This window comes from Streptomyces sp. NPDC101110, from assembly GCF_044759525.1.
GTDB lineage: Bacteria > Actinomycetota > Actinomycetes > Streptomycetales > Streptomycetaceae > Streptomyces.
In genome coordinates, this window is sequence record NZ_JBIVZM010000003.1 from 471981 (window position 1) to 484543 (window position 12563).

The 12563-nt window shown below is 70.6% G+C and carries 14 protein-coding genes; 11 read left to right on the plus strand and 3 right to left on the minus strand.

All coding sequences use genetic code 11. The features are described from left to right. The first annotated feature begins 40 nt into the window (after positions 1-40). The gene (locus ACIQU3_RS08370) at positions 41-592 is read left to right on the plus strand and encodes a TetR/AcrR family transcriptional regulator (protein WP_403728640.1); all 552 of its coding nucleotides are present in this window, start codon (positions 41-43) and stop codon (positions 590-592) included. Continuing rightward, positions 589-2124, plus strand: a complete 1536-nt coding sequence (locus ACIQU3_RS08375; protein ID WP_403924004.1) for an MFS transporter — start codon at positions 589-591, stop codon at positions 2122-2124. Before ACIQU3_RS08370 ends, ACIQU3_RS08375 begins: the two co-directional genes overlap by 4 nt. Before the next feature lie 127 nt (positions 2125-2251). On the opposite strand, the gene ACIQU3_RS08380 is transcribed toward ACIQU3_RS08375, so the two are convergent. Continuing rightward, entirely contained in the window at positions 2252-2926 is a 675-nt protein-coding gene (locus tag ACIQU3_RS08380) for a lysophospholipid acyltransferase family protein (protein ID WP_385654235.1), read from the minus strand. Between the two features lie 387 nt (positions 2927-3313). On the opposite strand from ACIQU3_RS08380, the gene ACIQU3_RS08385 reads away from it, so the two are divergent. The 3 genes from ACIQU3_RS08385 (at position 3314) to ACIQU3_RS08395 (ending at position 5627) form a co-directional block, all read left to right on the plus strand. Beyond that, positions 3314-4483, plus strand: a complete 1170-nt coding sequence (locus tag ACIQU3_RS08385; RefSeq protein ID WP_403728633.1) for a glycerophosphodiester phosphodiesterase — start codon at positions 3314-3316, stop codon at positions 4481-4483. 95 nt (positions 4484-4578) lie between these two features. Beyond that, a complete protein-coding gene (locus ACIQU3_RS08390; RefSeq protein ID WP_403728631.1) occupies positions 4579-5073 on the plus strand; it encodes an RNA polymerase sigma factor in 495 nt (164 codons plus the stop codon). 56 nt (positions 5074-5129) lie between these two features. Then, positions 5130-5627, plus strand: coding sequence for a GNAT family N-acetyltransferase (locus tag ACIQU3_RS08395; RefSeq protein WP_403729211.1), 498 nt, complete (start codon positions 5130-5132; stop codon positions 5625-5627). Between the two features lie 67 nt (positions 5628-5694). Here the strand turns inward: ACIQU3_RS08395 and ACIQU3_RS08400 are convergent, their stop codons facing one another. After that, positions 5695-6123 (minus strand): hypothetical protein, encoded by a 429-nt coding sequence (locus ACIQU3_RS08400; protein ID WP_403728629.1) that lies wholly within the window; start codon positions 6121-6123, stop codon positions 5695-5697. After that, positions 6104-6463: a hypothetical protein gene (locus ACIQU3_RS08405; RefSeq protein WP_366713537.1), complete on the minus strand. Its 360-nt coding sequence runs from the start codon at positions 6461-6463 to the stop codon at positions 6104-6106. The genes ACIQU3_RS08400 and ACIQU3_RS08405 overlap by 20 nt, the downstream gene beginning before the upstream one ends. A 69-nt stretch (positions 6464-6532) precedes the next feature. Between ACIQU3_RS08405 and ACIQU3_RS08410 the strand changes: the two genes are divergently transcribed. The 6 genes from ACIQU3_RS08410 (at position 6533) to cbiE (ending at position 12311) form a co-directional block, all read left to right on the plus strand. Beyond that, a complete protein-coding gene (locus ACIQU3_RS08410) occupies positions 6533-7183 on the plus strand; it encodes an HAD-IA family hydrolase (RefSeq protein WP_403924007.1) in 651 nt (216 codons plus the stop codon). A gap of 373 nt (positions 7184-7556) precedes the next feature. Further along, on the plus strand, positions 7557-8591 hold the full coding sequence (locus tag ACIQU3_RS08415; protein ID WP_403924010.1) for a methionine ABC transporter ATP-binding protein: 1035 nt from the start codon (positions 7557-7559) through the stop codon (positions 8589-8591). Next, entirely contained in the window at positions 8588-9295 is a 708-nt protein-coding gene (locus tag ACIQU3_RS08420) for a methionine ABC transporter permease (protein WP_403924013.1), read from the plus strand. Before ACIQU3_RS08415 ends, ACIQU3_RS08420 begins: the two co-directional genes overlap by 4 nt. A gap of 61 nt (positions 9296-9356) precedes the next feature. Continuing rightward, complete coding sequence (locus tag ACIQU3_RS08425; protein ID WP_403924016.1) at positions 9357-10175, plus strand: MetQ/NlpA family ABC transporter substrate-binding protein; 819 nt, start codon at positions 9357-9359, stop codon at positions 10173-10175. A 140-nt stretch (positions 10176-10315) separates the two neighbouring features. Continuing rightward, the gene (locus tag ACIQU3_RS08430) at positions 10316-10948 is read left to right on the plus strand and encodes a GNAT family N-acetyltransferase (RefSeq protein ID WP_403728616.1); all 633 of its coding nucleotides are present in this window, start codon (positions 10316-10318) and stop codon (positions 10946-10948) included. A gap of 142 nt (positions 10949-11090) precedes the next feature. Further along, on the plus strand, positions 11091-12311 hold the full coding sequence (cbiE, locus tag ACIQU3_RS08435; protein WP_403728614.1) for a precorrin-6y C5,15-methyltransferase (decarboxylating) subunit CbiE: 1221 nt from the start codon (positions 11091-11093) through the stop codon (positions 12309-12311). The last annotated feature ends 252 nt before the right edge of the window (positions 12312-12563 follow it).

Below are 12563 nucleotides of genomic sequence, written 5' to 3' on the forward strand. Positions count from 1 at the left end.
ATGTGAGACATTCATGTCTCACATGGGTTAGGCTTGTCTCATGGCTGTCGATCCTGAGCACGTGCTGCGCGCCGCCGCCGCCCTGCTGACCCGTAAATCCACCGCGACCATGGACGAGGTCGCCAAGGCCGCCGGGATCAGCCGGGCCACGCTGCACCGTCACTTCGCCGGACGTGACGCCCTCGTCCGGGCACTGGAGGCACTCGGTATCACGGAGTGCGAGGCCGCGCTCGACGCGGCCCGGCTCGACGAGGGCACGGCGAGCGACGCGGTACGCCGACTGGTCGGGGCCATGGAGCCCGCCGCCGGACTGCTCGCGTTCCTCTACACCGAGAACCAGCTGTTCGAGGGCGAGGGCCAGAACGCCGGCTGGGCCACGATCGACGACCGGATCTCCGCCCTGTTCCGCCGCGGCCAGCTCGGCGGCGAGTTCCGTATCGACCTCACACCCGCCTGGCTCACCGAGGCGCTCTACGGCCTCATGGCCTCCGGCGCCTGGATGGTGCACAGCGGCAAGGGCGCACCCAAGGACTTCCAGCACATGATCGTCGAGCTGCTGCTCGGCGGCGCACTCAGAAGAGAGGAATCATGACCAGCACCCTGCAGGCGGCGGAGACGACCGAGGCGGTGAAGCGCCCGGGTCGCTGGCTCGCGCTCGGCGTCCTCGTGCTCGCCGTGCTGCTGGTGGCCGTCGACGCGACCGTCCTCGGTCTCGCGACCCCCTACATCAGTGAGGACCTCAAGCCCTCCGGCACCCAGCTGCTCTGGATAGGCGACGTGTACTCGTTCGTCATCGCCGGCCTGCTCGTGTCCATGGGCAGCCTCGGCGACCGGATCGGCCGCAAGCGGATCCTGCTGGTCGGGGCCACGGCGTTCGGCGCGATATCCGTCGTCAACGCCTACGCCACCACGCCCGAGATGATGATCGCCGCGCGGGCGCTGCTCGGCGTCGCCGGAGCGACCCTCATGCCGGCGACGCTCGCCCTGATCCGCAACCTCTTCCACGACCCGCGCGAACGCAGCCTCGCCGTCGGCATCTGGGGCGCCACCGCCTCCGCCGGTACGGCGGTCGGGCCGATCGTCGGCGGGTTCCTGCTGGAGCACTTCTGGTGGGGCTCGGTCTTCCTGATCAACCTGCCCGTGATGGCCGTCCTGGTCCTCGTCGGCATCAAGCTGCTGCCCGAGTCGCGCACCGCGAACCCCGGCCCCTGGGACCTGGTCAGTGTCGTACTCTCGCTGGTCGGCATGATCGGTGTCGTGTACGCGATCAAGGAGGCCGCCACCCACGGCTTCGGCTGGAGCACCCTGGCGGCGGGCCTGCTGGGCGCGGCCGCCCTGTACGGGTTCGTACGCCGTCAGCTCAGGCTGCCGGCCCCGCTGCTGGACATGCGGCTGTTCCGGCGCCGCGGCTTCAGCGGGGCGGTGCTGGCCGATCTGCTGACCATCCTCGGCCTGTCCGGACTGGTGTTCTTCCTGTCCCAGTACCTGCAACTCGTGCAGGGCAGGCGGCCGTTCGAGGCCGGGCTCGCGGAACTGCCCGCGGCCGTAGGTGCGGTGGTGGCCGGACTGGTGGCGGGGCGTGCGGCCCGGCGCTTCTCGGTGCGGGCCGTGGTCTGCGGGGGCCTCGCGGCGATCGGCGTCGCGCTGGCCGTGCTCACGGTGCTCGGCCAGTCCACCGGCTATCCGCTGCTCGGGGCGGCGCTGCTGGTCGTCGGCGTCGGGGCCGGTTTCTCGTTCACCGTGACCGCCGACGTGATCCTCTCCAGCGTGCCCAAGGAACACGCGGGCTCCGCGTCCGCCGTGTCCGAGACGGCGTACGAACTCGGTGCCGCACTCGGCATCGCCGCGCTGGGTTCCATCGTCACCGGCGCCTACCGCGACTTCACCGGCCCGGCGGGCACACCGGCCGCGGCCCACGAATCGCTGGGCGGCGCCGTCGAGGCGGCGGCGCACATGCCGGCCCACACCGCGGCTGAGATGCTGGACGCGGCCCGCACGTCCTTCGTCGACGGCCTCGCGCTCGCGGCGGGCGCAGGCGCGGCCGTCCTGCTGGCCGCGGCGGTGGTGGCCTGGTTCCTGCTACGGGGCCAGAAACTGGAAGACAGCCACCCGGAACACACGTAAGGGCGACGCCCCAAAGGGGCGCGGGGAACTGCGCGAAGCGGGGGGCGCGGGGAACTGCGCGACAAGCCCCCACAACCCGCAGCTGTCGACGGACCCGGCCCCCGAGCCCTCCCGCGCCCCGAAAAACCTACGCCGCTTCCTTCGCCTTGCTCGCGTACATGTCCACGTACTCCTGCCCCGACAGCCGCATCACCTCGGCCATCACCGAGTCCGTCACGGCCCGCAGCACATAGCGGTCCCGGTCCATCCCCTCGTACCGGGAGAACTCCATCGCCTCACCGAACCGCACCGTGACCTTCCCCGGACGGGGCAGCCCCGCCCCGCCCGGCTGAAGCTTGTCCGTACCGATCATGGCGAACGGCACCACCGGCGCCCCCGTCATCAGGGTCAGCCGGGCGATCCCCGTCCGCCCCCGGTACAGACGGCCGTCGGGCGACCGCGTCCCCTCCGGGTAGATGCCGAACACGCGGCCTTCCTCCAGTACGCGCCGCCCGGTCATCAGCGCGGCGACACCGCCCCGGCCACCGTCCCGGTCCACCGGGATCATGCCGACGCCGGTGAAGAACCAGGCCATCAGCCGGCCCTTCAGGCCCTTGCCGGTCACGTACTCGTCCTTGCCGATGAAGAAGACCTGACGGTCGCAGACCAACGGCAGGATCATCGAGTCGATGAACGTCAGGTGGTTGCCGGCCAGGATGACCGGGCCGTCGCCGGGAATGTGCTCAGCACCCTCCACCTGAGGGCGGAACATCAGGCGCATGATCGGGCCGAGCACTGCCTTGATGAGCACGAAGCGGGACAACGGACCCTCCGGTGTCAAGGGGTTCTGTATGAGTCTGTGCAGGTGAGGACGATACTCGTGGCCCCGGGTCTCGCGCACATCGGGCACGGCGACTTCACCGAGGCCTTACGCACTGTTGACGCGTGTTTACCTGCGGTGGCGCGCGACCGACGGTACGTAACGCGACCGACATGCTGTGACGCACATCGCCCCGGAGCCCACCGCACGCGTTCCCAGAACGCCACGCCCGAATCGAACATGATGCGACAAGCCGTCAATTCATCCGCCTCACCAGGCACTACGACACCTCGCGTCACCCGCGTGTTCCCCCCCGGGTCTCCCACTGGTCATGTACGCGCCCCTACGATCGGCCCGCACGGACGAGCCGCGACGTCAGGGAGGGCGCTCATGGGAACGCAGGAGTCGAACGAAGATACGAGCGGTACGGGGCGGCGGGCCCTGCTCGGCGCCGCGGTGCTCGGGGCCGGCGGAGCGGTCCTCGGCATGGCCGGCACGGCACGCGCCGACGGAGCCCGGCACGGCGGCGGCCACGGTGGTGTCGAGAGCCTGCCCAAGCCGACGATCATCGGCCACCGCGGCGCCAGCGGCTACCGGCCCGAGCACACCTTCGGTTCCTACCAGCTCGCCCTCGACCTGGGTGCCGACGTCGTCGAGGCGGGCGACCTGGTGCCCACCCGGGACGGGCATCTGGTCTGCCGTCACGAGCCGGAGATCGGCGGCACCACGGACGTCGCCGACCACCCCGAGTTCGCCGGACGCAGGAAGACCAAGCTGCTCGACGGCGTCTCCACCACCGGCTGGTTCACCGAGGACTTCACGCTCGCCGAGCTGAAGACCCTGCGGGCGGTCGAGCGCATCCCGGCCAACCGCCCGCACAACACGCTCTACGACGGCCGCTGGGACATCCCCACCTTCGAAGAGGTCCTCAGGTGGCAGGACGAACAGACCCGCAAGCGCGGCAGGCAGGTGTGGATCTACCCCGAGCTGAAGCACCCCACCTACTTCCGCAAGCAGGGGCTGCCCCTGGAGGAGCGGGTCGCCAAGCTGCTGCGCAAGCACCGCAAGGACCGGCGCACCTCCCCGGTCATCCTCCAGTCCTTCGAGCCGACGAGCATCCAGCGCCTGCACAAGATCGTCGACAACCCGCTGGTCGTCCTGCTGTCCTCGGCCGGCTCCCGCCCCTGGGACTTCGTCGAGACCGGCGACCCCCGCACGGTCGCCGATCTGGTCAAGCCGGCCGGACTGCGCGAGATCGCCTCCTACGCGCAGGGCATCGGCCCGACCCTGGACCTGGTCATCCCGCGCGACGCCCAGGGCAGACTCACCGAGCCGACGGCACTGGTCTCCGACGCGCACCGGGTCGGTCTGGTCCTGCACCCGTACACCATGCGCAACGAGAACCCCTTCCTGCCCGCCGACTTCCGCAAGGGCACGGACGCGGATGCCTACGGTGACGTCTTCGGCGCCTACCGGGCCTACTTCGCGACCGGCATCGACGGCGTCTTCACCGACCAGCCCGACACGGGCCTGCTGGCCCGCGAGGACTTCAACGGCTGACCCCCCCCGGTCAACAACCGGGGCCGCGCCCCCCGGTCGAGTGAGCTTCGGCCGCCCGGGCAACCCGCCGCCCGGGCGGCCGCGTCGCTCTGCATATGACGCATGACCTGGTCACCGCCCTGCGCCCGCTGCTCACCGCCGAGGCCTCCGCCGAGGCATATTCCAACGGGACCGAGCCGGGCGATCTGGAGCAGGCGGTCTGGCTCCGCCTGCTGGAGCGCCTCGACGCGGAGGGCCCGCCGCTCGACCCCGAGCAGTGGCTGCGCCGCGCCGTCCGCTCCGAGGTGCGCCGCACCCGCCGCAGGCACCGCATCGAACGGCCGTACGCCGGTGAACCAGTCGACGACCGGGAGCGCGACCCCGAACAGGTCGCTCTCGCCACGGCCCGCGGCCGGGCCCTGCGCGAGGCCGTGCGCCGCCTCCCCGGGCGCTGCCCCCGGCTGATGGAGGCGCTGCTCTCACCGGAAGACCTGACCTACCGGGAAATCGCAGGGGAGTTGGGTATCTCACAGGGGAGCCTTGGCCCGGAACGTTCCCGATGCCTGGGATGTCTCAGGAGATTGCTGACGCCGGAGGTTGCGGCCTGCTGAGGACGGGGATAGGAGTGGGGACGACAGGTGATCAGATGAGCGGGAGGCGTGCGCACATGGGCATGAGCGTGACCATCTCTGCGGCGACCGAGCAGGACGCGGAGCAGATCTTCAGACTGCAGTACCTGTGCTTCCAGTCGGAGGCGGCGCTGTACGGGAACTACCGCATCGACCCGCTCGTCCAAACCCTCGACTCGGTCCGCGAAGAGGTCACCCGCGACTGCGTCTTCGTGGCCCGGCTCGGCGATGAGGTCGTCGGCTCGGTCCGCGGCTCCGTCACGGAGGACGGCGCCGCAGCGATCGGCAAGCTCTGCGTCCACCCGCGCCTCCAGGGGCACGGCATCGGAGCCCGCCTCCTGCGGGCGGCCGAGTCGGCCCTCGCCGACCACCACGGCGCCACCCGTTTCCGCCTCCACACGGGCCACCGCAGCGAGGGCAACCTCCGCCTCTACCGCAAGGTCGGCTACGAGACGGTGGGCAGGTCCGAGGGCGCCGACGGCGTACCGATGATCATCCTGGAGAAGCCGGCGAGCACGTACGCGGCGACGGCTTGATCTGCGCCCCGTCAGGGGGGCGGGGAACTGCGCGACCAGCCGACGGCCCGCGGCCGCCTGACGAACCTCAGGCGGCATCCTCCTTGGGCGCACCCTTGCGCAGCCAGTAGATGGCGGACACCGGCAAGAGCACGGGAATGAAGAGATACCCCATCCCGAAGTCCGACCACACGGTCGCGTCCGGGAAGGCGGACGGTTCGACCAGGGTCCAGGTGCCCACCGTCAGCACCCCCACCAACTCGGCGACGCAGCACGCCAGCGCGACCCTCCGGGCCGTCTCCCCGCCCCGCACCAGCGTGTACGTGATGAACCCGTACACCACACCGGCCACGGCCGACAGCGAGTACGCCAGCGGCGCCCGGTCGAACTCCGTGGCGATCTGATACGCGGACCGCGACACCGCCCCCACGACCATCACGCCGTACAGCCACACCAGCAGCGTGCCCGGTCCGCTGATCAGCCGGCGCCGGCTCACCTCAGCCTCCCCAGATGTCATAGAGACGCACCTCCAGCACCGCCAGCACCACACCGCCGGCGGCCACCGTCACCGAACCCCAGCGGGTCCGCTCGGCCAGCGACATGAACCCCGCCGCCGGGACGCACGCGAACGCCCCGAGCAGATACGCCACGAAGATCGTCGTGCCCTGCTCCGGCTTCTCGCCCTGCGCGAGCAGCACGATCCCCACGGCCAGCTGGATCAGCGACAGCACGGTGACCACGGCCATCCCGATGAAGTGCCAGTCCTTCGTCGGCTGGTCGCGGTAGGCCGCCCAGCCGCACCAGGCGGCGAGCAGCAGCGCGGCGACGCCGGTCACCAGCGTCAGGGCATTCAGCATGCAGCGACCTTATTACGGCCGAAAAGGCCCCCCGCTTCCGGCCCTGGCCTGCACCGTAGGGTCGAGGGCATGACGATCCACGCCCGGGCCCTGCTGTTCGACAACGACGGAACCCTCGTCTCCTCCCTCGCCTCGGTGGACCGCTGCTGGGCGCGGTGGGCCGCGGAGTACGGGGTCACGGCCGAGCAGTTCGCGCGTGTCGAGCTGCACGGGCGGCCGGCCGCCGAGATAGCCGCCGACCTGCTGCCCGCCGAGGTCGTACCGGCCGCCGTCGCGCGGATCGAGGATCTGGAGGTGGAGGACGTACCCGACGGCGGCGTGCAACTGCTGCCGGGCACCCGGGCCTTCCTCGACGCGCTGCCCGCCGAACGCTGGGCCGTCGTCACCTCGGCCACCCGGCGCCTCGCCGAGGCCCGGCTCGAAGCCGTCGGCATCCTGCCCAAGACGCTCGTCGCCGCCGACGACATCACCCGCGGCAAGCCCGACCCGGAGCCCTACCTGCTCGCCGCCCGCACCCTCGGCGTCGACCCCGCCCACTGCGTCGTCTTCGAGGACGCCCCCGCGGGCCTGGCAGCCGGTCGCGCCGCCGGCATGACCACCGTGGCGTTGACCACAACCCACCAGACCCACGAACTCCGGGCCGATCTGGTCGTCGAGAACCTGTCCGCCCTGTCCGCACTGGTCACCGAGCAGGGCGTGGAGATCTCCGTGCGCCAGTGACGGCCCCGGATCGCGTCCACCGCTGTCCAGCATGCGGACAGCGGTGGGCCGGTCAGGACCGTACGCGTGTTTTACTGACGACATGACCACGACGAGCGACCGCATCCCCGCGACCGAGGCGACCCTGACGCCCGGTGCTCGTTGTATGTGTCGAATGTGCGCCTTCTAGAGGGCCCCTGCACCACCCCTGAGCTCGCGCCCCGAAGCGAGACGCGGCCCGTCCGCACGCCCTGAGCGCTGCGTGACCCGAGGCCGCCCCGCGCACATGTTCTCCCGGTTCCACTCCCCAGCGAGAACCGTGTCGCGTCCCTGACCGAATGCACCTGTGCCCGGGCACACCCACGCCCGCGCACTCGACAGTGACGGAATCCCAGTGATCACCACCTCGGGCCTGACCAAGGTCTACCGTGCACGCGGCCGCGAGGTCACCGCCCTGGACGGCGTCGACCTGCACGTCCGCGAAGGCGAGGTGTACGGCGTCATCGGCCAGTCCGGCGCCGGCAAGTCCTCGCTCATCCGCTGCGTCAACCTGCTGGAACGACCCACCGCCGGCACCGTGACCGTCGCCGGGCAGGACCTCACCGCCCTCGCCGGCCGCGGCCCGCGCGCCGGAAAGGAACTGAGGCAGGCGCGCAGCCGTATCGGCATGGTCTTCCAGCACTTCAACCTGCTGAGCTCCCGGACCGTCCAGGACAACGTCGAGCTGCCGCTGGAGATCCTCGGGAAGTCCGGGCAGGAACGCTCCCGCAAGGCGCTGGAGCTGCTCGACCTGGTCGGTCTCGCCGACAAGGCCAAGTCCTACCCGGCGCAGCTCTCCGGCGGGCAGAAGCAGCGCGTCGGCATCGCCCGCGCCCTCGCCGGCGACCCGAAGGTCCTGCTGTCCGACGAGGCCACCAGCGCCCTCGACCCGGAGACCACCCGCTCGATCCTGGCGCTGCTGCGCGACCTGAACCGGCAACTCGGCCTGACCGTCCTGCTCATCACCCACGAGATGGACGTCGTGAAGTCGGTCTGCGACTCGGCCGCCCTCATGGAGAACGGGCGCATCGTCGAGTCGGGCACGGTCAGCGAGCTGCTGGCGACCCCCGGCTCCGAGCTGGCCGCCGCGCTCTTCCCGCTCGACGGCGAGGCCTCCGGTGAGGACCGCACCGTCGTCGACGTCACCTTCCAGGGCGAGAGCGCCACCCAGCCCGTCATCTCGCAGCTCGCCCGCACCTACAACATCGACATATCGATCCTCGGCGCCGCCATCGACACCGTCGGCGGCCTCCAGGTCGGCCGGATGCGCATCGAGCTGCCCGGCCGCTACGAGGACAACGTCGTACCGATCGGCTTCCTGCGCGAGCAGGGCCTCCAGATCGACGTCCCGGGCCATGAGTCCGAACTGGTGAAGGAAGGTGCGAAGTGACCTGGTCCGAGATGCAGCCCCTGCTGGAGCAGGCGTGTTGGGACACGCTCTACATGGTCGGCTGGTCCACGCTCATCGCCGTCGTCGGCGGACTGCCGCTCGGCGTCCTGCTGGTCCTGACCGACCGCGGCGGCCTGCTCCAGAACCTCGCCGCGAACAAGGTCATCGGGCAGGTCGTGAACATCGCCCGCTCCCTGCCGTTCATCATCCTGATGGTCGCGCTGATGGGCTTCACCCGCTCGATCACCGGGACGACCATCGGTGTCGAAGCGGCCATCGTGCCGCTCGCCGTCGGCGCCATCCCGTTCTTCGCGCGCCTGGTCGAGACGGCCGTCCGCGAAGTGGACCACGGGCTCGTCGAGGCCGTGCAAGCCATGGGCGGCAACACCTGGACCGTCGTCCGCAAGGTGCTCGTCCCCGAGTCCCTGCCGTCGCTGATCTCCAGCACCACCACCACGATCGTCGCCCTCATCGGCTACTCCGCCATGGCGGGCACGGTCGGCGCCGGAGGCCTCGGAGACATCGCCATCCGCTACGGCTACCAGCGCTTCGAGACCCAGCTGATGTGGATCACCGTCGCGATCCTCGCCGTCGTCATCTCGGTCATCCAGTTCGCCGGCGACTACGCGGCCCGCTCCCTGCACCGCCGCGGCGCCCACTCGGGGCCCGCCCCCAAACTGTGGCTGCTCAAAGCCGCCTCCTGAACTCCCCGTACACCCACAACGGGGTCGCACCACCGCAAGGTCATAAGGAAAGGCACTTTTCGTGCGTAACACCGCCAGGATCACCACTGCCGTTCTCGCCGCCGGAGCCCTCACCCTCGGGCTCAGCGCCTGCGGTGCGGACAGCGCCGACACCGACGGACCCCTGATCGTCGCCGCCAGCCCCGTCCCGCACGCCGAGATCCTCAACTTCGTCAAGGACAACCTGGCGAAGAAGGAGGGCCTCGACCTTCAGGTCAAGGAGTTCACCGACTACGTCACGCCGAACACGGCGACGCAGGACGGCTCCGTCGGCGCCAACTACTTCCAGAACAAGCCGTACCTCGACGACTTCAACAAGAAGAACGGCACCGACATCGTGCCGGTCGTCACGGTCCACCTGGAGCCGCTCGGCCTGTACTCCCACAAGGTCAAGAAGGCCGACGACCTGAAGAGCGGTGCGACCGTCGCCGTCCCCAACGACACGGTCAACGAGGCCCGCGCCCTCAAGCTCCTCGCCGCACACGGGATCATCACCCTCAAGGCAGGCGTCGGCAACGAGGCGACCCCCTCCGACATCACCAAGAACCCCAAGAACCTCAAGTTCAAGGAGCTGGAGGCGGCCCAGACCCCGCGCTCCCTCGACGACGTGGACGCCGCCGTGGTCAACGGCAACTACGCCATCGAGTCCGACCTCAAGCCCTCCAAGGACGCGCTCGTCCTGGAGTCCCCGAAGAACAACCCCTACGGCAACTTCATCGCCGTGAAGAAGGGCAACGAGGACGACCCGCGGGTGAAGAAGCTCGCGAAGCTCCTCACCTCGCCCGAGGTGAAGAAGTTCATCCAGGACAAGTACGCCGGCTCCGTGCTCGCCTCCTTCTGAGCCCACGTCCGGCACCCGCGCGCACGGGGCCCTTCCCCCACCCGGTGGGGAGGGTCCCGTGGTGCGGATCAGTGCTTTCATGCTGCATGCTGGGCAGTTCAGCATGCCCAGAAGGTTCACCGAAGGTTACGGAGCGGCGCATGACGAGCACCTTCCCCAACATCTCCATCAGCACGGAGCGGTTGGTGCTGCGTCCCCTCGACGAAGACGACGTCGGCTCCCTGACGGCGATGATGAACGACGAACAGGTGGCGGCCTGGACCTCCGTGCCCCAGCCCTTCACGGAGGACGGCGCACGCACCTGGATCACCGACTACGCCCCCACGCAGCGCACCGAGGGGCACGGCATCGACTTCGCCGTCACCGAGTTCCTCACCCAGCGCCTGGTCGGCGTCATCCAGCTCACCAAGACCAACTGGCACGTCCGCTCCACCGAGCTGTCGTACATCGTCGCCCCCTGGGCGCGCGGTGAGGGCTACGCCTCCGAGTCCGCCCTGGTCACCGCCCAGTGGCTCTTCACGGACCAGAAGTTCGAGCGCATCGAACTGCGCACGGCGGCCGACAACACCGCCTCCCAGCAGGTCGCGCAGAAGATCGGCTGTATCAGCGAGGGTGTGCTGCGCAACGCCTGCATAGCCCGGGCCCGTGCCGAGGACGGCACGTGGACCGAGGTACGCACCGACTTCATCGTCTGGAGCCTTCTCCCCGAGGACCTCGAAGGTGTGGGCGAGCAGCTGCGGGACGGTTTCACGTCCTTCGGCGACTGGAACTGACCGGAACCACCCGCAGGACGCCGGCGACGACACCGGCGCTCCCCCCGACACCTCCACCGGGTACCCTCACGGAGCCCGCCCCCGGGCTGCTCCCCACCACGCGACTCAGACCACCTGCTAAAACCCCTGGAGACTGACGACGATGGCCGACCGGGTCACGGTGATCGGCTGGGACGGCTCGCCGCTGACCGCCGCGGCGAGGGCCGCCCTGGGCGCCGCCACGCTCGTGGCCGGCGCCGCCCACCACCTGGCGCTCCCCGAGGTGCCCGCCGGTGCCGAGCGCATCCGTCTCGGAAGTGTCGCCCTCGCCGCCCGCCGCATCGCCGCCCACCGCGGCACGGCCGTCGTCCTCGCCGACGGCGACCCGGGCTTCTTCGGCGTCGTACGCACCCTCCGGGCCCCCGAGTTCGGCCTCGAGGTGGAGGTCGTCCCCGCCGTCTCCTCCGTCGCCGCCGCCTTCGCCCGCGCGGGCATGCCCTGGGACGACGCACAGGTGGTCGTCGCACACCCCCGCACACTGCGGCGGGCGGTCAACGTATGCCGAGCCCACACCAAAGTGGCAGTTCTCACCTCTCCCGGCGCCGGCCCCGCCGAACTCGGTCTGCTCCTCGAGGGAGTCCACCGCTCCTTCGTCGTCTGCGAGGAACTCGGCACCGCCCGCGAGCGGGTCTCCGTCGTCACCTCCGACAAGGCCGCCGACCACACCTGGCGCGACCCCAACGTCGTCATCGTCCTCGGCGGCCCGGCCCGGCCGGACACGGCGGGGGAGGCGGGCGGCTGGATCTCCGGCCGCGACCCGTCCGCCGGACCGCGCGGCTGGACCCTGCCCGCCGACACCTACGGCGTGCACCTCGGCGAGGGCGAGACCCAGTTGCTGCGCGCCTCCCAACTCGCGCACCTCGGGCCCCGCGTCGGCGACCTCGTCTGGGACATCGGCTGCGGCAGCGGCGCCTTCGCCGTCGAGGCCGCCCGTGCCGGTGCGGCCGTCCTCGCCGTCGACGGCGACCGGACCGCCTGCGCCCGCACCGACGCCACGGCCCGGCGCCTCGGCGTCCAGCTCCAGATCGTGCACGGCACCGCCCCACACATCCTGGAGAACCTTCCCGAACCGGACGTCGTCCGGGTCGGCGGCGGGGGAGCGGCCGTCGTCTCGGCGGTCGCCGACCGCCGCCCGCAGCGCATCGTCACGCACGCCGCCACCCGCGACGCCGCCGAACTCATCGGCCGCGACCTGACCGAGCACGGCTACCACGTCGAGTGCGCCCTCCTCCAGGCCGTCGAACTCGACACCAAGGCCTGGACGGAGAAGGAGCGGAGCGTCGCGTTCCTGCTCAGCGGCGTCCTGCCGAAGCGCGGCGCCTGACCCCGCGTCGGTCCCCACGACCGTCCCCGTGATCGGTTTGTCGTACCGCGCGCGGTAGGCTGGCCGATCGCTGCACCGCACAAGGACGCCCGGCGCTTCGTCGGTCAATGTCCGGAAAACCCGCCCGTTTTGGGGTGTGTGTGGTACGGCAGAACCGGAGGACGCGCAACGTGGCGCAGTCCACAGCGGAACCGTCGCGGATCAAGCTGCCGTGGGGGTGGTTCGACCGCGACAATGCCAGTGAATGGCTTT

What these genes read in the sequence shown, in the direction of transcription:
- cbiE (WP_403728614.1), top strand. Translation starts at nt 11,091, where the DNA reads ATGGCCGACCGGGTCACGGTGATCGGCTGGGACGGCTCGCCGCTGACC.
- ACIQU3_RS08370 (WP_403728640.1), top strand. Translation starts at nt 41, where the DNA reads ATGGCTGTCGATCCTGAGCACGTGCTGCGCGCCGCCGCCGCCCTGCTG.
- ACIQU3_RS08400 (WP_403728629.1), bottom strand. Translation starts at nt 6,123, where the DNA reads ATGACATCTGGGGAGGCTGAGGTGAGCCGGCGCCGGCTGATCAGCGGA.
- ACIQU3_RS08430 (WP_403728616.1), top strand. Translation starts at nt 10,316, where the DNA reads ATGACGAGCACCTTCCCCAACATCTCCATCAGCACGGAGCGGTTGGTG.
- ACIQU3_RS08385 (WP_403728633.1), top strand. Translation starts at nt 3,314, where the DNA reads ATGGGAACGCAGGAGTCGAACGAAGATACGAGCGGTACGGGGCGGCGG.
- ACIQU3_RS08375 (WP_403924004.1), top strand. Translation starts at nt 589, where the DNA reads ATGACCAGCACCCTGCAGGCGGCGGAGACGACCGAGGCGGTGAAGCGC.
- ACIQU3_RS08390 (WP_403728631.1), top strand. Translation starts at nt 4,579, where the DNA reads ATGACGCATGACCTGGTCACCGCCCTGCGCCCGCTGCTCACCGCCGAG.
- ACIQU3_RS08395 (WP_403729211.1), top strand. Translation starts at nt 5,130, where the DNA reads ATGGGCATGAGCGTGACCATCTCTGCGGCGACCGAGCAGGACGCGGAG.
- ACIQU3_RS08410 (WP_403924007.1), top strand. Translation starts at nt 6,533, where the DNA reads ATGACGATCCACGCCCGGGCCCTGCTGTTCGACAACGACGGAACCCTC.
- ACIQU3_RS08405 (WP_366713537.1), bottom strand. Translation starts at nt 6,463, where the DNA reads ATGCTGAATGCCCTGACGCTGGTGACCGGCGTCGCCGCGCTGCTGCTC.